General features: G+C 74.4%; 18 protein-coding genes and 1 riboswitch. Of the genes, 14 read left to right on the top strand and 4 right to left on the bottom strand.

Annotated elements, in window-relative coordinates; genetic code table 11:
- Positions 1-53: 53 nt before the first annotated feature.
- The gene (locus tag RM779_RS09090) at positions 54-1,298 is read right to left on the bottom strand and encodes an MFS transporter (RefSeq protein ID WP_311617158.1); all 1,245 of its coding nucleotides are present in this window, start codon (positions 1,296-1,298) and stop codon (positions 54-56) included.
- A 114-nt stretch (positions 1,299-1,412) separates the two neighbouring features.
- Here RM779_RS09090 and RM779_RS09085 point away from each other — a divergent pair, with 114 nt between their 5' ends.
- The 10 genes from RM779_RS09085 (at position 1,413) to RM779_RS09040 (ending at position 9,077) form a co-directional block, all read left to right on the top strand.
- Positions 1,413-2,612 (top strand): ROK family transcriptional regulator, encoded by a 1,200-nt coding sequence (locus RM779_RS09085; RefSeq protein ID WP_311617157.1) that lies wholly within the window; start codon positions 1,413-1,415, stop codon positions 2,610-2,612.
- A 123-nt stretch (positions 2,613-2,735) separates the two neighbouring features.
- Positions 2,736-2,866, top strand: a riboswitch (FMN riboswitch).
- A 184-nt stretch (positions 2,867-3,050) separates the two neighbouring features.
- Positions 3,051-4,130 (top strand): bifunctional diaminohydroxyphosphoribosylaminopyrimidine deaminase/5-amino-6-(5-phosphoribosylamino)uracil reductase RibD, encoded by a 1,080-nt coding sequence (ribD, locus tag RM779_RS09080; RefSeq protein WP_311617342.1) that lies wholly within the window; start codon positions 3,051-3,053, stop codon positions 4,128-4,130.
- Positions 4,131-4,751, top strand: coding sequence for a riboflavin synthase (locus RM779_RS09075; protein ID WP_311617156.1), 621 nt, complete (start codon positions 4,131-4,133; stop codon positions 4,749-4,751).
- The gene (locus RM779_RS09070; protein ID WP_311617155.1) at positions 4,748-5,404 is read left to right on the top strand and encodes a nicotinamide mononucleotide transporter family protein; all 657 of its coding nucleotides are present in this window, start codon (positions 4,748-4,750) and stop codon (positions 5,402-5,404) included. Before RM779_RS09075 ends, RM779_RS09070 begins: the two co-directional genes overlap by 4 nt.
- Positions 5,401-6,699, top strand: coding sequence for a bifunctional 3,4-dihydroxy-2-butanone-4-phosphate synthase/GTP cyclohydrolase II (locus RM779_RS09065; RefSeq protein WP_311617154.1), 1,299 nt, complete (start codon positions 5,401-5,403; stop codon positions 6,697-6,699). Before RM779_RS09070 ends, RM779_RS09065 begins: the two co-directional genes overlap by 4 nt.
- Entirely contained in the window at positions 6,696-6,857 is a 162-nt protein-coding gene (locus tag RM779_RS09060; RefSeq protein WP_311617153.1) for a hypothetical protein, read from the top strand. Before RM779_RS09065 ends, RM779_RS09060 begins: the two co-directional genes overlap by 4 nt.
- A complete protein-coding gene (ribH, locus tag RM779_RS09055) occupies positions 6,854-7,339 on the top strand; it encodes a 6,7-dimethyl-8-ribityllumazine synthase (RefSeq protein WP_077062599.1) in 486 nt (161 codons plus the stop codon). The genes RM779_RS09060 and ribH overlap by 4 nt, the downstream gene beginning before the upstream one ends.
- A gap of 53 nt (positions 7,340-7,392) precedes the next feature.
- Complete coding sequence (locus RM779_RS09050; protein ID WP_077062600.1) at positions 7,393-7,665, top strand: phosphoribosyl-ATP diphosphatase; 273 nt, start codon at positions 7,393-7,395, stop codon at positions 7,663-7,665.
- 93 nt (positions 7,666-7,758) lie between these two features.
- Positions 7,759-8,607: an ATP phosphoribosyltransferase gene (gene hisG, locus RM779_RS09045; RefSeq protein WP_311617152.1), complete on the top strand. Its 849-nt coding sequence runs from the start codon at positions 7,759-7,761 to the stop codon at positions 8,605-8,607.
- Positions 8,604-9,077, top strand: coding sequence for a PH domain-containing protein (locus RM779_RS09040; protein ID WP_311617151.1), 474 nt, complete (start codon positions 8,604-8,606; stop codon positions 9,075-9,077). Before hisG ends, RM779_RS09040 begins: the two co-directional genes overlap by 4 nt.
- Positions 9,078-9,102: 25 nt before the next feature.
- Here RM779_RS09040 and RM779_RS09035 read toward each other — a convergent pair whose 3' ends face one another.
- Both RM779_RS09035 and RM779_RS09030 read right to left on the bottom strand, forming a co-directional pair.
- Positions 9,103-10,989 carry an AAA family ATPase gene (locus RM779_RS09035; RefSeq protein WP_311617150.1) on the bottom strand — a complete coding sequence of 629 codons (1,887 nt, stop codon included), beginning with the start codon at positions 10,987-10,989 and terminating at the stop codon, positions 9,103-9,105.
- Between the two features lie 51 nt (positions 10,990-11,040).
- Positions 11,041-11,646 carry a uridine kinase family protein gene (locus tag RM779_RS09030; RefSeq protein ID WP_311617149.1) on the bottom strand — a complete coding sequence of 202 codons (606 nt, stop codon included), beginning with the start codon at positions 11,644-11,646 and terminating at the stop codon, positions 11,041-11,043.
- Between the two features lie 145 nt (positions 11,647-11,791).
- On the opposite strand from RM779_RS09030, the gene RM779_RS09025 reads away from it, so the two are divergent.
- The 3 genes from RM779_RS09025 (at position 11,792) to RM779_RS09015 (ending at position 15,235) form a co-directional block, all read left to right on the top strand.
- Positions 11,792-13,159, top strand: a complete 1,368-nt coding sequence (locus RM779_RS09025; RefSeq protein ID WP_394813255.1) for a peptidase C39 family protein — start codon at positions 11,792-11,794, stop codon at positions 13,157-13,159.
- Between the two features lie 172 nt (positions 13,160-13,331).
- Positions 13,332-13,661 (top strand): winged helix-turn-helix transcriptional regulator, encoded by a 330-nt coding sequence (locus tag RM779_RS09020; protein ID WP_077062604.1) that lies wholly within the window; start codon positions 13,332-13,334, stop codon positions 13,659-13,661.
- Positions 13,662-14,065: 404 nt separating this feature from the next.
- Positions 14,066-15,235, top strand: a complete 1,170-nt coding sequence (locus RM779_RS09015; protein WP_311617148.1) for an acyl-CoA dehydrogenase family protein — start codon at positions 14,066-14,068, stop codon at positions 15,233-15,235.
- Positions 15,236-15,257: 22 nt separating this feature from the next.
- Here RM779_RS09015 and RM779_RS09010 read toward each other — a convergent pair whose 3' ends face one another.
- The gene (locus RM779_RS09010) at positions 15,258-15,647 is read right to left on the bottom strand and encodes a hypothetical protein (protein ID WP_077062606.1); all 390 of its coding nucleotides are present in this window, start codon (positions 15,645-15,647) and stop codon (positions 15,258-15,260) included.
- A 200-nt stretch (positions 15,648-15,847) separates the two neighbouring features.
- Between RM779_RS09010 and RM779_RS09005 the strand changes: the two genes are divergently transcribed.
- Positions 15,848-16,288 (top strand): Lrp/AsnC family transcriptional regulator, encoded by a 441-nt coding sequence (locus tag RM779_RS09005; RefSeq protein ID WP_077062607.1) that lies wholly within the window; start codon positions 15,848-15,850, stop codon positions 16,286-16,288.
- The last annotated feature ends 24 nt before the right edge of the window (positions 16,289-16,312 follow it).

The raw sequence follows: 16,312 nt of genomic DNA, 5'->3' as shown, positions 1-16,312 counted from the left end.
CCGTGCCCGGCGGGGCCGCCGTCCCGCCGGGCCGTCCCGCCGGGCCGCCCGGCTCAGGACGGCGGTTCGCCGGCGCCGCGCGCCGGCGCACCGCCCGCGGCGGTCGTCGCGTCCCGTGCCACCGGCCCGCCGCGCCGGGGCGCGCCGAGCACGCCGGCCGCGATCACGAGCACCGAGGCGGCGGCCGTCACCAGGCCGAAGGACACCTGGAGCGAGAAGACCTCGCCGACCGTGCCGACCAGCGTGGGCGCGATGAGCCCCGTCGTGTAGGTGACGGTGGCGACGCCCGCTATCGCCTGGCCCGGATGGGCGCTGGAGCGCCCCGCCGCCGCGAAGGCCAGCGGGACGACCACCGCGATGCCCACCCCGAGCAGCGCGAACCCGGCGATGCCCTGCGCCGGCACCCGGGCCGTCACCACCAGGACGCCGCCGAGGACGGCGAGCAGGCCGCTGATCCGCACTGTCAGGACCGGCCCGAAGCGCATGACCACGGCGTCCCCCGCCAGCCTGGCCGCGGCCATCGTGCAGGCGAACGCGGTGAAACTGGCGGCGCCGACCGCCTCCGAGGCCCCCGTGATGTCCTGGAGGTACACGCCCGACCAGTCCATGCTGGCGCCCTCGGCCAGGATCGCGCACATGCCGACGGCGCCGATCAGCAGCGCGGAACGCGGCGGCAGGGCGAAGCGCGGCGGCGGGTCGTCCGCCGGCTCCGGCCGCACGTCGAGCAGGCCGCGGCAGGCCAGGGGCACCGCCGCTATCAGGGCGAGGGCGACCAGGGTCAGATGCGCCCGCGCGTCGAGGCCGAGGGAGACGGCGCCCACCCCGGCGGCCGAGCCCGCGAGGGCGCCCGCGCTCCACAGGCCGTGCAGCCCGGACATGATCGACCGGCCGTGGAGACGTTCGACGTCCACGCCCTGCGCGTTCATGGCGACATCCGCCATGCCCGCGGTGGCGCCGAAGGCGAACAGGGCCGCGCACAGCACCGGGATGCCCGGCGCGAACGCGGGGAGCGCGAGCGCCGCGCACCACAGCGCGAGCAGCGCGCGCACCGCGGCGAGCGCCCCGTGCCGGTGCATCAGCCGGCTCGCCAGCGGCATGGCGAGGGAGGCGCCGATGGCGGGGAAGGCCAGTGCGAGGCCGAGTTCCGCCGTGCTGAGGTCCAGGTGATCCTTCAGCCAGGGGATGCGGGTGGCGAAGCTGCCGCTGACGGTTCCGTGGAGGGCGAAGACGATGCCGACCGACCGCCGGGCCCGGCGGACGCGGCTCCGGTCGTCGGTGGCGTTGTGCTGCTGCGTCATGGGTGGTGGGGCGCCCTTCGTGAGCGGGGGACGGGTGCCGTGACGAGGCCGCATGAGGCCGCGGGCTAAACTATCAGGAAGCCTTACTGATAAAAAGTCTGCGAGGATGCCCGCATGATCCGAGCGCGCACCGCGTCGCCCCGCACGGCGCGGGCCATCAACGACCGCATCGCCCTCGAACTCCTCGTTGAACGGGGGCCGTTGACAGCGGCACGGCTGCGGGACCTCACCGGCCTCTCGCGGCCGAGCGTCGCCGACCTCCTGGGCCGTCTCGGCCGGGACGGGCTCGTCGCCGTCGTCGGCGAGGCGGGGGAGGAGCGCCGGGGACCCAACGCCCGGCTGTACGGGCTTGTCGGCGACCGCGCGCACGTCGCCGCCCTCGACGTCCGCACCCACGGCGTCTCACTCGTGCTCGCCGACCTGACCGGGCAGATCGTCGGCCGCGCCGCCCGCCCGGTACCCGCCGGAGCGCACGCCCAGGCGCGCGAGGCGGTGAACGGCGTGCTCGGCACTCTGGAGCACACCATGCGCACCGCCGGCGTGCCCGCCGTGCACACGGCGGTGCTCGGCGCCCCCGGTCTCGCCGACCCGGCCACCGGCGCCCTGCTGCCCGTCACCTCGCTGCCCGGCTGGCACGGCGACCTGCTCACCGCCCTGCGGCGCCGCCTGGCCGCCCCGGTGCTCCTGGAGAACGAGGTCAACCTCGCCGGTCTCGCCGAGCACCGCGCCGGAGCCGTCCGCGACCGCGACACGTTCGTCCTCCTGTGGCTCGGCCACGGCACCGGCGCCGCCGTCGTACTCGACGGCGCCCTGCGCCGCGGCGCCTCGGGCGGCGCGGGGGAGCTCGGCTTCCTGCCGGTACCCGGCACCGGGGGGCTGCCCTCGGCCACCGACTGCGACGGCGGCTTCCACACCCTGGCCGCCAGCGCCGCCGTCTGCGCCCTGGCCAGGCGGCACGGCCTGCCCGCCGCGGACGCCGACGACGCCAGCGCCGCGGAGGAGGCCGTCCGCGCCGCCGGCGCCGCCGACGCGGGCCCGAGCGCCGCGTTCCTCGACGAGCTGGCCGACCGGGTCGCCGTCGGCACCGCCGGGGTGGTGGCGGTGCTCGACCCCGGCTGCGTGGTGCTCGGCGGCGAGGTCGGCCGCGCCGGGGGCGCCGCGCTGGCCGGCCGCGTCGAGCGGCGGCTGCGGACCCTCTCACCCCTCGTCACCGAGGTCCGCGCCGCCACGGTCACCGGCAGCCCCGTCCTCAGCGGGGCGCTGGCCACCGCCCTGGACACCGCGCGCCGCGAACTCTTCGGCACCGAACGCTGATCCGTCCCTTCCCGCGCCGTGCGGCCCGAGTGGCGCGGGACCTGACATTCTCGCTGTGAGCCGGCCCACAGCCACAGGTGGCCGTCGGGCGGCCGTGGCACACTGGTATCCGTACCAGTGACGTAGCGCACTCCGGGGTCGGTGAAATTCCGAACCGGCGGTTATAGTCCGCGACCCGGCCGCTTCCAGCGGCCGGTTGACCAGGTGGAATTCCTGGGCCGACGGTTAAAGTCCGGATGGGAGGCAGTGCGCGGCGGAGCGGGACCGGCAGGCCCCGCGCGCCGGTTCGTCCCCCGTGGGGGCGGCCGGTTGCCAGGCCCGCCATCTCCTTGCGTCCGTCTGTCTCTTCGAGCCCCGGAGCCGTGCCTGATCCAGGCAGGAGGACCGGTGGCCGCCCCACCCGCAGCCCGCCCCGGCGGCACGCCCGAGGCAGCGGCGATGCGCCGCGCCATCGAGCTGTCCGCGCGTGGCCTCGGCAGCACGAGTCCCAACCCGGTCGTCGGCTGCGTCGTGCTCGGCCCGGACGGCCGGACCGCGGGCGAGGGCTGGCACCGGCAGGCCGGCGGCCCGCACGCCGAGGTGCACGCGCTGGCCGCCGCCGGGGCCGCGGCCCGCGGCGGCACCGCCGTGGTCACCCTGGAGCCCTGCAACCACACCGGCCGTACCGGGCCCTGTGCCCGCGCCCTCGTCGACGCCGGAATCGCCCGCGTCGTCTACGCCGTCGCCGACCCCAACCCGCTCGCCGGGGGCGGTGCCGGGACCCTCCGCGCCGCGGGCGTCGAGGTCGCGGCCGGTCTGCTCGCCGGCGAGGCCGCCGCCGTCAACGCCGCCTGGCTCACCTCCGTACGCCGCGGGCGCCCGCACGTCCGCTGGAAGTACGCCGCCACGCTGGACGGCCGCGTCGCCGCCGCGGACGGCACCAGCCGCTGGATCACCTCCCCGGCCGCCAGGGCCGACGTCCACCGGCTGCGCGCCGAGTCCGACGCCGTGCTCGTCGGCTCCGGCACGGCCCGCGCCGACGACCCGCACCTGGCCGTGCGCGGCGTCCCCGCCGCCCGGCCGCCGCTGCGCGTCGTGGCCGACACCGAGGCCGCAGCCGTCCGGCCGGGCGCCCGCGTGCTCGACGACGCGGCGCCCACCCTGATCGCCGTCGCCGACGACCTCCCGGCCGAGCGGACCGGGCGCCTGGGGGCCGACGTGGTGCGGCTGCCCCGCGCCGCAGGCGGGCGCGGCCTCGACGTCGCCGCGCTGCTCGCGGCCCTGCACGCGCGCGAGGTGCGGTCGGTCCTGCTGGAGGGCGGGCCCACCCTGGCGGGCGCGTTCGCCGCCGCGGGCGCCGTCGACGAGGTCGTGGGCTACCTCGCCCCCGCACTGCTCGGCGCGGGGCCGCACGTTCTGGCGAACGCCGGAATCACCACCGTCGCGGAGGCGTTGCGCCTTCGCATCACCGACCTGGTCCGCATCGGCCCCGACGTGCGGATCACTGCCGTTCCCGGCTGCCTCCCCGAGGAGTTGTGAGTGTTCACCGGAATCATCGAAGAACTGGGCGAGATCGTCACCATCGAGCGCACCGGCGACTCCGCTCGCCTGCGCCTGCGGGGCGCCGTCGTCACCGAGGACGCCGGGCACGGCGACTCCATCGCCGTCAACGGTGTCTGCCTGACGGTCGTGGAGACCGGGGAGGGCGAGTTCACGGCCGACGTGATGGCGGAGACCCTGCACCGCTCCAACCTGGCGCTGCTCGGGCCGGGCGACCGCGTCAACCTCGAACGGCCCACCCCCGTGGGCGGGCGACTCGGCGGCCACATCGTCCAGGGCCACGTGGACGGCACGGCCACGGTCCTCGGCCGCGCCCCGGGCGACCACTGGGAGTCCGTCACCTTTTCGCTGTCCGAGGCCCTGTCCCGCTACGTCGTGGAGAAGGGCTCCATCACCGTGGACGGGGTCAGCCTCACCGTGGTCGAGGCCGCGGAGGACCGTTTCTCCGTCGGCCTCATCCCCACCACGCTCGACCTGACCACCCTGGGGTTCCGGCAGCCGGGCGACATGGTGAACCTGGAGGTCGACGTCCTGGCCAAGTACGTGGAACGGCTGCTCGCCCACCAGGAGCGCACACCTGACCGGGTGAGCACCCGATGAGCCTCGTGGACCAGCTGAACGCCACGGCCTTCTCCGCGTTCGGCCAGGACGTCATGTGGTCCGACATGACGGGGAACCTGGCGGGGCTCGCGGCCCTCGCCCTGGGCTGGCGCCGCTCCATCTTCACCTGGCCCGTCCAGCTGCTCTCGGGCCTCATACTCGTCGCCGCCTACACCGCCGCCCAGCTCGGCGGCGGCGTGGGCAAGCAGCTCCTGGTCGTCACCGTCGCCCTGTGGGGCTGGCGGCAGTGGCAGCTGGGCCGCAGGCAGTCGGGCGACGGCCAGATCGTCGTCCGCTTCGCCACCTGGCCCGAGCGCGCCGTGCTGGCGATCGGCACCGCGGTCGGCACCCTCGTCGTCGGCGGGCTGTTCTCCGCCTTCCCCGACCTGTCGTGGAACCCCTGGCCGGACGCCTACATCTTCGTCGGCACGCTGGCCGCCATGTTCGCCCAGGCCCGCGGCCTGGTCGAGTTCTGGTTCGCCTGGCTGCTGGTGGACGTCGTCGGCGTGCCGCTCGCCTTCAGCAGCGGACTCCCGTTCTCCGGCCTCGTCTACGTCGTCTACCTCTTCCTCGTCCTGTGGGGCCTGCGCGACTGGTGGCGGCGCTCCCGCACCGCCGATCCGCGGCCCGTCCCGGAAGGAGCCACCACGTGACCGTCACGGACCGCACCGCCCCCGCGCTCGGCGGCCAGCCGCCCCTCGACCCGGTCGCCCGCGCCGTCCAGGACTTCGCCCAGGGGCGCCCGGTCGTGGTCGTGGACAGCGCCGACCGCGAGAACGAGGGCGACCTCATCGTCGCCGCGGAGCTGATCACCCCCGAGGTCGTCGCGTTCATGATGAGCGAGTGCCGCGGGATGATCTGCGTGCCCATGGCGCCCGACGACCTCGACCGGCTCGACCTGCCGCAGATGGTCGAGAAGAACACCGAGTCGATGGCCACCGCGTTCACCGTGTCCGTCGACGCCACGGCCGCGCACGGCGTCACCACCGGCATCTCCGCGGCCGACCGCGCCGCCACCATCAGGCTCCTCGCCGACCCCGCCGCCGCCCCGTCCGACTTCGCCAGGCCCGGGCACGTCTTCCCGCTGCGGGCCCGCACCGGCGGTGTCCTGGTGCGCCCCGGCCACACCGAGGCCGGGGTCGATCTCGCCGCGCTCGCCGGTCTGCGCTCCGCGGCCGTGGTCGTGGAGATCGCCGCCGAGGACGGCACCATGCTGCGCCTGCCCGCGCTGCGCTCGTTCGCCCGCAAGCACGGCCTCGCGATCATCTCCATCGAGGACCTCATCGCCTACCGCAGGACCACGGGCGAGGAGGCCGCCCCCACCGTGCGGCGCGAGGCCGACATCGCGCTGCCCACCGTCCACGGCGACTTCCGCGCCTACGGCTACCGTTCCACCGCCGACGGCGTCGAGCACATCGCGCTCGTGGCCGGCGACCTCGGCGACGGGGAGGACGTGCTGGTCCGCGTCCACTCCGAATGCCTCACCGGCGACGTCTTCGGCTCCCGCAGATGCGACTGCGGGCCGCAGTTGCGCGCCTCCCTGGACCGGATCAGGACCGAGGGCCGCGGCGTCGTGCTCTACCTGCGCGGACACGAGGGCCGCGGCATCGGACTGCTGTCCAAACTGCGCGCCTACGAGCTTCAGGAGCGCGGACGCGACACCCTGGACGCCAACCTGGAACTCGGCCTGCCCGCCGACGCCCGCGACTACGCCGCCGGTGCCCGCATCCTCGCCGACCTCGGGGTGCGTTCCCTGCGGCTGATGACCAACAACCCGGAGAAGACCGCCGCGCTCCTCCGGCACGGCCTGCGGATCAACGGCCGCGAGCCGATGCCGGCCCCCGCGAGCGAGCACAATCTGCGCTACCTGCGCACCAAGCGGGACCGCATGGGGCACGACCTGCCGTGGCTCGACCCCGCCCCGGCCCACGCCTGCGGCAACCAGTGACCGGCCGCGGCGGCCGACGGCCCGCGGCCCGCGAGGCGCCGGCCGCCGCGGCGAGGCCCGGAAGCGGCCCCGAAGCAGCCCGGAAGACGCGCCGGTGGAGCACCGGCGAGACCGACGAGACCGACGAGACCGACGAGAACGAGGAGACCGACGAGTGAGTGGCAACGGCGCCCCCGAGCTGACCGTGACCGATTCCGCCGACCTGCGCGTCGCGGTGGTCGCCGCCCAGTGGCACACCACGGTGATGGACGGCCTGGTGGCAGGAGCTTTGCGCGCCCTGGACGAGTTGGGCGTGCCAGAGCACACCCTGGTGCGCGTGCCGGGCAGCTTCGAACTGCCCGTCGCCGCCCGGGTCCTGGCGACGCGCGGCTATGACGCGGTCGTCGCGCTCGGCGTCGTCATCCGCGGTGGCACCCCGCACTTCGACTACGTCTGCCAGGGGGTCACCCAGGGCCTGACCCAGGTAGGTGTGGACACCGGTGTGCCCATCGGCTTCGGTGTGCTGACCTGCGACACCGAGGAGCAGGCGCGCGACCGGGCGGGGCTGGCCGGCTCCGCCGAGGACAAGGGCCACGAGGCGGTGTCCGCCGCCGTCGCCACCGCGGCCGTGCTGCGGGCCGTCCCCGAACCCCGGGGGTGAGCCCCGAACCCCGGGGGTGAGCCGCGGGACGCAGGCCGTAGGGTAAGAGGACCATGGCCAACAAGACATTCGACGAGCTCTTTGCCGAGCTCACGCAGAAGGCCGCCACGGGCGACCCGTCCACCTCCAGGACCGCCGAGCTGGTGGCCCAAGGTGTCCATGCCATCGGCAAGAAGGTCGTCGAGGAGGCCGCGGAGGTGTGGATGGCCGCCGAGCACGAGGGCGCCGACCGCACCGCCGAGGAGATCTCCCAGCTGCTGTACCACCTCCAGGTGATGATGGTGGCCAGGGGCGTCACCCTCGAAGACGTATACGCTCATCTCTGAGCCGGCCCGGCCCGGCCCCGCCGCGGCCCGCGTTCACGCTCGTACATCCGTACATCCGTACATCCGCATCCGCCGAGAAGGAAGCCTTCCGCCATGCTGCGCATCGCCGTTCCCAACAAGGGTTCACTGTCCGAGCCTGCGGCGGCGATGCTCCATGAGGCGGGCTACCGGCAGCGCAAGGACCGGCGCGAGCTGGTGTTGATCGACGCCGACAACCAGGTGGAGTTCTTCTACCTGCGCCCCCGCGACATCGCCGTCTACGTCGGCTCGGGCCGTCTGGACATCGGCGTCACCGGGCGCGACCTGCTGCTCGACTCCGGGGCCAGGGCCGAGGAGATCATGCGCCTCGGCTTCGCGGCCTCCACCCTGCGCTACGCCACGCGCCCCGGCACCGTCACCGAGGTCGGGGAGTTCGGCGGCCTCACGGTGGCCACCTCCTTCGCGGGCGTCGTGGCCAGACACCTCGCGGACCACGGCGTCGAGGCATCCGTCGTGCACCTGGACGGCGCGGTCGAGACCGCCATCCAGCTCGGGGTCGCCGAGGTCATCGCCGACGTCGTCGAGACCGGTACCACCCTGCGCAACGCGGGGCTCGAGATCATCGGCGCGCCCATCCTCGAATCCGAGGCCGTCGTCATCCGCCGCCCCGGCGACACCTCGCAGGAGACCAAGGTGCAGCAGTTCCTGCGGCGCCTCCAAGGCGTCCTGGTCGCCCGCAGATACGTGATGATGGACTACGACATCAGTGCCGAGCTGGTCGACAAGGCGGTGGCGCTGACCCCGGGTCTCGAATCGCCCACCGTGTCCCCGCTGCACGACAAGGGCTGGGTCGCGGTCCGTTCCATGGTTCCCGTCGAGGATGCCCAGCGCATCATGGACGAGCTGTACGATCTCGGCGCCCGCGCGATCCTGACCACCGGCATCCACGCCGCCCGGCTGTGAGCGCGCCCGCCGTCCGCCCGCCGGACCTGCCCGTCACGTTCCGCCCGGTCCTCACCCGGATCGTGCTGCTGACCACCGGCGGCATCGTCTTCGGCGTGCTGACCCTCATCGCCGCGCTGCTGCCCGCCGGCGGCGCGGTGAGCTGGGCCCTGGGCGAACGCCTGGCGGTCGCCGCCTCGGGCCTGCTGATATGGGGCGTGCTGTGCCTGCTGAGCCGCCCGCGGCTGGCGGCCGACCGGGACGGGGTGACCGTCGTCAACCTGACCACCAAACGCCGCCTGGCCTGGGCGGAGATCGTGCGGGTCACCCTGCGTCCCGGCGACCCGTGGGTCACGCTCGACCTCGCCGACGGCACCGTGCAGCCCGTCATGGCCATCCAGCCGGGCGTCTCCAGGAAGCGGGCGCTGGCCGACGCGCGGGCCCTCCGTTCCCTCGCCGAAACGTTCGGCACCGCCCACACCACCTCCTGACCGGCCGGCCGCCGGGCCCGGCGGCTCAGAGCACGGGGGGCAGCCCGTCCTCCTCCTCGGCCCGCGGGCCGCCCCGGCCGGACAGCACCTCGCCGTAAGCCTGCATCAGGTCGGGCAGCCGCAGCGTCGACAGCTCCTGGCGGGTCGGCGCCGCCGCCGACTCCGACAGCCGCACGTCCCGGAACGCGCACGACGATTCGTACAGGGTCCGCAGGAAGCGGCCGTTGCCCAGCTCGTCGATCCAGCCCTCCCCGACCACGTGCTCCCCGATGCTGCGCAGCTCCTCCAGCGCCTCCGCGTCCCACGCGTCGCCGTGCTCCGCCGCGAGCAGCTCGCCGATCGCCGTCAGCTCCGCCGGCTGGTAGCTGGGGAACTCCACCCGGGCGGAAAAACGGGAGCCGAGACCGGGGTTGGCCGCCAGCAGCCGGTCCATGCCCGCCGGGTACCCGGCCAGGATCACCACCAGATGTTCGCGGCTGTCCTCCGCCCGCTTCAGCAGCACCTGGAGCGCCTCGTCCCCGTACGCGTCGCCCTTGCTGTAGCCGGAGTGCACCAGGCTGTACGCCTCGTCGATGAACAGCACGCCGCCCAGCGCCGAATCGATCAGCCGATTCGCCTTGACGGCCGTCTGCCCCAGGAACTCGCCGACCAGGTCGGCCCGTTGCGCCTCCACCAGCCGGTCGTGCGACAGCACGCCCAGCGCGTGGAAGATCCGGCCGAGGATGCGCGCCACCGTCGTCTTCCCCGTGCCCGAGGGGCCGGAGAACACGAAGTGCCGCTTCGGCGGCTGCACCGGCAGCCCTTGGCCCGAGCGGAGCCTGGCCATGCGCAGCTGCGCCGACATCGCCCGCACCTGCTCCTTCACCGGGCCGAGGCCGACCATCCGGTCCAGCTCCGCCAGCGTCCGCGCCAGCAGCGCGGGATCGGGCTCCGGCGGCAGTCCGCGCGAGGCGGCGGTCGGCAGCCCGTGCCCGGCCGCGGTGCCGGGAGCGGACGCGGGCGCCGCGGGCGACGGCATCCGCCGCCCCTGGTAGCCGAAGCCGAACGGCGCGTCCGCCCCGCCGTCCGCGGCCTCATCCGCCCACGCCTCCTCGTCCCCGTGCAGCGCGGCCGCCATGTGCGCGGCCTCCGGGTCCTCCGCCGCCAGCGCCGTCAGCCGTACCGCCGTGTCCATGAACTCGGGGTCCACCCCGTGCACCGCCCGGTACAACGGGATCGCCGCCGCGCTCCGCCCGCTGCCCTCGCGCGCCCGCGCCAGCCAGTACCGCAGCTCCTTGCGCTGCGGCTGCTCGCTGCGGCAGCGCATCAGGGCGGCCGTCAGCAGCGGCTCCGCCTGGTCGTACATCTCCAGCCGCACCCGTGCCATCCCGGCGAAGAGCCCGGCCTCGACGCCGAGCAGCGGATCGCCGGTCAGCGTGGCGGTGAAGCGGTACAGGCCCTCCCAGTCCTTGGAGAGGTAGCAGCGGCAGGCGTGCAGGAAGCGGGCGCAGGGGTCGGACTCGGGAGCGGGGCACTCGGCCAGCGCGCGGTCCAGCTCCGACATGCGCCGCCCGTCCAGCAGGTGCGAGGCGTAGGCGAGCCGCAGGTCGCGGGCGCTCTCCAGCACCGGCTGCACCCACCAGCCCAGCCAGTACCAGGAGCTCAACGGGCGTCCGTGCCGGGCGCGTTGCTCCCCGAAACGGGCGCGGTGGCGGTACATCTGGGCCAGCGCGGCCGGCACGTCCGTGCGCAGCGCGTGCAGCCCCAGCCAGGCGTCCGCCATCCCCGGGTCCTCCCGGACCGCGGCGCGGAACTCCTCCTCCGCCTCGGGGTATGCCGCCGCCGTGTAGGCGTCGACGCCGCGCAGCCAGGCCAGGTCGGCGCCCGTATGCGGGCCCCGTGCATCGGGCGGGCCCTGCGTGCCAGAACTCATGAAGACCCCCACAACGGGCTCCGGTTGCCTGCCTCCGGCACCCGCCGGGCCTCACGCGCAGGCATGGTAACCGCCATCCCTCGGTACCATCAGGATATCCGCAAAGGGCTTTGACGGATCTTCAGCGAAATGCCTCCGCTCGGCCGCCGCCCACATCCGCCAGAATTCCGCCAGCCCCGGGCCGTCGCGGCGCAGGCCCTGCGCGTGAGCGGTCTCCTCGGGCACGGCCAGCCAGATCAGCAGCGCCAGCCACGGGCGCACCACGCGCCGGCCCGCGCCCACCCCCTCAAGCAGGACCACCGGCGCGGGCGGCAGCGCGGCGGTCCGCGCGTACCTCCGGCGCTCCCAGTCGTACACGGGGTACCGCGCCGGCCCGCCCGCGGCCAGCGGGCGCAGCACGCCCCGCGCCAGCCGGTCCTCCCAGCCGAAGAACGCGCCGTGGCTGGCGAGGTCGTCGAGGTGTACCACCGGGGCGCCGCCCAGGGCCGCGGAGAGGCGGCGGGCCAGGGTGCTCTTTCCCGAGCCGGCGTGCCCGTCGATCCCCACCAGGCGCACGGGACCGCAGGAGGGCCGCAGGGCGCGCACCCGGGCCGCAAGACCGCCGAGCCCTTCGCCGGGGCGGTCGGCGTCCTCGGCGTCGTCGGATTCGAAGATCATCTCTGCCAGGGTATCGGCGCCACAGGTCGACACCAATATTGTTTCTGCGCGTTCCCTGTCGCTTACTGGTCGTCAGGACGGCGACGGGCGATAGTGGTCGGCACGCGTCCTTCAGACGACCGGAGACAACCGGGAGAACATCACCGTGACCACGACGCCCCGCCGCACCGTACTCGCCGCCGCCGTCGCCGCCGCGGTCGGCTCGACCGCCTCGCTCCCGTCCGGCGCCGCCGCGGCGGAGGGCTCCGCCGCCGGCGGGCGCCGTCGCCCGGCCGCCTCGACCATCCACAACAAGAGCTGGACCACCGCGGCACAGTGGCGGTCCGGCACCGCGGACGGCGTGACCGTCGTCACCGGCGCAAGGCCGGGCGTGGCCGTGGGCACGCCCGCTGGCACCGCCGACTACGCCGACCCGCACACCGGGACCACCCGCAGCTGGGAGTACGCGACGTGGCTCTCCCCGCGGCAGCGGGCGGCCACCCCGGCGAACGAGCTGATCGCCTCGTGGAACGCCGAGACACCCGCCGGGACCTGGCTGCGGGTCGAGATGCGCGGCACCTACACCGACGGCACCGACACCCCCTGGTACACGCTGGGCATCTGGGCGTCGGGCGACGAGGACATCAGGCGCACCTCCGTCGACGACCAGTCGGACGGCAGGAGCAGCGTCTGGACGGACACCTTCGCCGTCGACGATCCGGCCGCCGGTCCGCTCCTCGCCTCCTACCGGCTGCGCCTGACCCTCTACCGGGCGCCCGGCGGCGGCGCGACGCCGACCGTCTGGCGTCTTGGCGCCATGACCTCGGCCGTACCGGACCGCTTCGAGGTGCCGACGACCGAGCCGGGGCCCGCCGCGGGCGTCGAGGTGACCGTTCCCCCGTACTCGCAGAACGTGCACATCGGGCGGTACCCGGAGTACGACAACGGCGGCGAGGCGTGGTGCAGCCCCACCTCCTCCCAAATGATCATCGAGTCCTGGGGCCGGGCGCCCACCGAGGAGGATCTGGCCTGGGTCGACCCGCGGTTCGACGACCCGCAGGTCTGCCACGCCGCCAGGTACACCTACGACTACCAGTACGCGGGCTGTGGCAACTGGCCGTTCAACGCCGCCTACGCCGCCACCTACTCCGGTCTCCAGGCGGTGGTCACCCGCATCGCGACCCTCGCGGACGCGGAGCGGCTGGTCGCCGCTGGCATTCCGCTGATCACGTCGCAGTCGTTCTACGAGGCCGAGCTCGACGGTGCCGGCTACGGCACCGCGGGGCACCTGATGACGGTCACCGGCTTCACCGAGGACGGCGACGTCATCGCCAACGACCCGGCCAGCAGCGACAATACGGCCGTCCGGCGGGTGTACGCGCGTCGGCAGTTCGAGAACATCTGGCTGCGCACGAAGCGGTACGACGCGGCCGGCCAGGTCAGGAGCGGCACCGGCGGGGTGTGCTACCTGTACTTCCCGACCGAGCTGACGGAGCAGCAGAAATCCGCGCTGGCCGCGGTCGGTATCGACTGACCCGGCGGGCCGTTTCGGCGCCGCCGTGGCCCCGCGGACGCGCGGGGCCACGGTGACGCCCGGGGAGGGCCGCGGCCACGGTGGGCGTTCCGGCCCCCACCGTCGCCGCGGTTAAGGTGATCGGGTGCCGCATCCGAGCCCCGTCACCGCCCCAGGAACGACAGGAGTGCGCATGAAGAAGCGGACGTACACGTGCGGGCTCGACGCCGCCATCGACGTCATGGGGGGCAAGTGGAAGGGGCTGATCCTCTTCTCGCTCGACGAAGGCCCCCTGCGCTTCGGGGAGTTACGGCGTGCGGTGCCCGGGATCAGCGAGCGGATGCTGGTCCTGCAACTGCGTGAGATGGAGAACAGCGGCCTGGTGCACCGCGAGGTCTACCACCAGGTCCCGCCCAAGGTCGAGTACTCGCTGACCGACTTCGGCCGTTCCCTCAACACGGCCCTGGAGCCGCTGGGTGCCTGGGGCGAGGAGAACATGCGGCGCATCGAGGCCATCCCCTGACCCGGCCGCGCCCCGGGCCGCGCGTACCCGCACGTCCGGGTGGGTAGGGCCGAGGCGTGACCGCGACGAGGGGGCAGCGTGCCGGGGTGCCGTGGGGCGTGGGAAGCCGGCCCGGCGGCAGCCGGCCACGGCGCTCGCCGTCTCGGCGGTACCCGTTCGCACGCGCGGGCGCCAGGTCCCTGCCGCACACCACCGGTGGTGACCCGCGCCGCCGCGCCGAGCGTTCCTCATACGCGGCAGCTCCGGAGCGGCCATAGCATCGGCCCCACCCCTCGTGCCGCGCACGCACCACCACCACCCGGTCGGCCGATCGCCCGCCGGCCCCGATACCCCTGCCCACCACCCGGCCGCCGCGACCCGGCGGTCCGACGTGTGACCTGCCGTCACCCCAGGGAGGAAACGCGATGGCCACCATCGACCGCGCCGGACGTGTCCGGCGCCACCTGCCGACCCAGGAGGCGCGCGACCTGCTCGCCCTGGTCGGCGAGCTGAGCGAACGCGAGATCCGGCCGGCCGCGGCCCAGGAGGAGGCCACCGGTACCTTCCCCCGCGCCACGTTCGGACGGCTCTCGGCCGCCGGGCTGCTCTCGCTGCCCTACCCCGGCGAGTACGGGGGCGGCGAGCAGCCGTACGAGGTCTACCTCCAGGTCCTCGAAGAGCTGGCCGCCGCCCGGCTGACCGTCGGCCTCGGCGTCAGCGTGCACACCCTCGCCTGCCACGCGCTCGCGGCCTACGGGACCAAGGAGCAGCGGGCCGCGCACCTGCCCGGCATGCTCGGCGGCGGGCTGCTCGGCGCCTACTGCCTCTCCGAGCCCTCCTCGGGCTCGGACGCCGCCAGCTTGCGCACGCGTGCCGTCCGGGACGGCGGCACCTGGGTGCTGACCGGCACCAAGGCGTGGATCACGCACGGCGGCATCGCCGACTTCTACACGGTCCTGGCCCGTACCGGGGGCGAAGGACCACGCGGCATCACCGCGTTCCTCGTGCCTGGGGACGCCGCAGGGCTCGGCGCCGCCGCGCCCGAGCGCAAGATGGGCATGAACGGGTCGCCCACGGCGCAGGTCCACTTCGACGGGGTCGTGGTGCCGGACGACCGCCGCCTGGGCGAGGAGGGGCAGGGCTTCACGGTGGCCCTCGCCGCCCTCGACTCCGGCCGCCTCGGCATCGCGGCCTGCGCGATCGGCGTGGCGCAGGCCGCGCTCTCCGAGGCGCTCGCGTTCACCGCCGGGCGGGAGCAGTTCGGGCGGCCCGTCGCCGACTTCCAGGGGCTGCGGTTCATGCTGGCCGACATGGCCACGCAGATCGAGGCCGGCCGCGCTCTCTACCTGGGTGCCGCCCGGCTGCGCGACGCGGGCGAGCCGTTCTCCCGGCAGGCAGCCATGGCCAAGCTGTTCTGCACGGACACCGCGATGCGCGTCGCCGTGGACGCCGTTCAACTGCTGGGCGGTTACGGCTACACCGCGGATTTCCCGGCGGAACGGTATCTGCGCGAGGCGAAGGTGCTCCAGATCGTCGAGGGCACCAACGAGATCCAGCGCAGCGTCATCGCCCGCCACCTGGTCGGCCCGTCCTGAACGAGCGCGGGGCAGGCGGCTGTCAGGCCGCCTGCCGCAGCGCCGCGTCGTCGGGGGTCGCGTGGGAGAACGGCTGGAGGCGCCAGTCGAGGCTCTCCGGCAGCGAGGCCAGCAGCGCGGTGTCGTGGCCGGTCCGCGGCACCGGCGCCACCGCCGCCTTCTCATCGGCGACCATGCGGCCGGACCCGGCACACACGGTCAGCCCGAACGGGTTCCACGGGGTCGGGCAGAGCGCGTGCTCGGGCAGCGCCGTCCCGGGGGCGGCGAGCGCTATCGGCTGGGTGCAGTCCGGGCAGACGACGCGGAACAGGTCAGCCGCCTCCATCTCTTCGTCGGACACCTCGGCATCCTCATGGAACTCGGCCCCGAAACCGCTGTGTTCGGAACGCTTCAGTGGCTTCACGGTGCGCATGACATCCCCCTAGGACGGCACAGTGGCGTCGGCCACAGCAAGCACTTCCCGCGGCGATCAGCGAATAATCGTGAAGCAGAACCGGACGCCGACAGCATTTTGTGTCGTTGGTCACACAAACGTCGCGAACGCGTCACCACGCGGCGGTCCGCACGGCGCGCGCCCCCCGAACGCCGCCGTTCCGGGTAGGTTACGGGACCGTGGAGGAACTGGACCGGCGCATCGTGGAACTGCTCGTCAAGGACGGGCGGATGAGCTACACCGACCTGGGCAAGGCCACCGGCCTCTCCACCTCGGCCGTGCACCAGCGGGTGCGCCGCCTCGAACAGCGCGGCATCATCCGCGGCTACGCCGCGATCGTCGCGCCCGAGGCCGTCGGGCTGCCGCTCACCGCGTTCATCTCGGTGAAGCCCTTCGACCCGAGCGCGCCGGACGACATCGCCGACCGCCTCGCCGGAGTGCCCGAGATCGAGGCGTGCCACAGCGTCGCGGGCGACGAGAACTACATCCTGAAAGTCCGCGTCGCCACGCCCGCGGAGCTGGAACACCTGCTCGCCCGCATCCGTTCCCTGGCGGGCGTCTCCACCCGCACCACCGTCGTGCTGTCCACCCCCTACGAATCCAGGCCCCCGAGCATCTGACACCGGTCGGCCGTCTGCCGCGGC

The organism is Streptomyces johnsoniae, assembly GCF_031845565.1.
In the GTDB taxonomy this organism is placed as follows: domain Bacteria; phylum Actinomycetota; class Actinomycetes; order Streptomycetales; family Streptomycetaceae; genus Streptomyces; species Streptomyces johnsoniae.
This window is presented reverse-complemented; position numbering and strand designations above follow the sequence as displayed.

Bases quoted from the DNA above. Each gene is read 5' to 3' on its own strand.
- RM779_RS09035 (WP_311617150.1), bottom strand. From the start codon at position 10,989: ATGAGTTCTGGCACGCAGGGCCCGCCCGATGCACGGGGCCCGCATACG.
- RM779_RS09020 (WP_077062604.1), top strand. From the start codon at position 13,332: ATGAAGAAGCGGACGTACACGTGCGGGCTCGACGCCGCCATCGACGTC.
- RM779_RS09015 (WP_311617148.1), top strand. From the start codon at position 14,066: ATGGCCACCATCGACCGCGCCGGACGTGTCCGGCGCCACCTGCCGACC.
- RM779_RS09010 (WP_077062606.1), bottom strand. From the start codon at position 15,647: ATGCGCACCGTGAAGCCACTGAAGCGTTCCGAACACAGCGGTTTCGGG.
- RM779_RS09070 (WP_311617155.1), top strand. From the start codon at position 4,748: ATGAGCCTCGTGGACCAGCTGAACGCCACGGCCTTCTCCGCGTTCGGC.
- RM779_RS09090 (WP_311617158.1), bottom strand. From the start codon at position 1,298: ATGACGCAGCAGCACAACGCCACCGACGACCGGAGCCGCGTCCGCCGG.
- hisG (WP_311617152.1), top strand. From the start codon at position 7,759: ATGCTGCGCATCGCCGTTCCCAACAAGGGTTCACTGTCCGAGCCTGCG.
- RM779_RS09050 (WP_077062600.1), top strand. From the start codon at position 7,393: ATGGCCAACAAGACATTCGACGAGCTCTTTGCCGAGCTCACGCAGAAG.
- ribD (WP_311617342.1), top strand. From the start codon at position 3,051: ATGCGCCGCGCCATCGAGCTGTCCGCGCGTGGCCTCGGCAGCACGAGT.
- RM779_RS09030 (WP_311617149.1), bottom strand. From the start codon at position 11,646: ATGATCTTCGAATCCGACGACGCCGAGGACGCCGACCGCCCCGGCGAA.
- RM779_RS09085 (WP_311617157.1), top strand. From the start codon at position 1,413: ATGATCCGAGCGCGCACCGCGTCGCCCCGCACGGCGCGGGCCATCAAC.